The organism is Serratia sp. HNCC26DJ244 (assembly GCF_057180565.1).
The window spans coordinates 1-864 of the sequence record NZ_JBXUGO010000082.1 but is presented as its reverse complement, the minus strand read 5'-3'; the positions used below and the strand labels follow the sequence as shown (position 1 = coordinate 864).

The following is an 864-nucleotide window of genomic DNA, read 5'->3' as shown; positions in this document are numbered from 1 at the left end:
TCTGGTGGGCATCAAGGCCAGACCGGGCTGGCTGATAGTGGTCAGCGGGCATACCGACAACACCGGCAATGCCAAACAGAACCAGACGCTCTCCTTGCAACGTGCCGAAGCGGTGCGTAACTGGATGCGTGATACCGGTGATGTGCCGGAAAGCTGTTTTGCGGTGCAGGGGTATGGCGACAGCCGACCTTTGGCACCGAATGACACGGACGCCGGACGGGCGCAAAACCGGCGTGTCGAAATCAGTCTGGTACCACAGGCAGACGCCTGCCAGGTACCCGACAACAACCCGCCGTCATCACTGGATGGTGACGGTACACAACACTAAATGGAGACAATCCCATGGCAATACCTGTTTATCTGTGGCTGAAGGATGACGGCGGTGCCGACATCAAGGGTTCTGTTGATGTCAAAGACCGTGAAGGCAGCATCGAAATCGTCGCTCAGCAGCATAACCTGTATATCCCGACTGACAACAACACCGGCAAACTGACGGGGACCCGTATCCACACCCCGTTCCTGTTTACCAAGGAAATCGATGCCTCCAGCCCGTACCTGTACAAGGCAGTGACCACCGGTCAGACCCTGAAGTCAGCCGAGTTCAAGTGGTACAAAATCAATGACGCGGGCCAGGAAGTGGAGTACTTCAACACCAAACTGGAAAACGTCAAGGTGGTGAAAGTCAACCCGGTGATGCACGACATCAAAGACCCGGCGTATGAGAAACACAACCACTTGGAGCAGTTAGAGCTGCGCTACGAAAAAATCACCTGGACTTACAAAGACGGCAACATCATTCATTCCGATTCCTGGAACGAACGTACTACCGCGTAATACCAGAGCGGACAGGTTCGCCTGTCCGCA

Annotated in this window: 2 protein-coding genes; both read left to right on the top strand. The window is 54.9% G+C overall.

The genetic code is table 11. From position 1 onward, the window contains the following. On the top strand, nt 1-328 hold a 328-nt coding region (locus AC2A06_RS18640; protein WP_484381275.1), incomplete at its 5' end, for an OmpA family protein. Nucleotides 329-342: 14 nt separating this feature from the next. After that, on the top strand, nt 343-834 hold the full coding sequence (gene hcp / locus AC2A06_RS18635; RefSeq protein WP_037383271.1) for a type VI secretion system effector Hcp: 492 nt from the start codon (nt 343-345) through the stop codon (nt 832-834). The last annotated feature ends 30 nt before the right edge of the window (nt 835-864 follow it).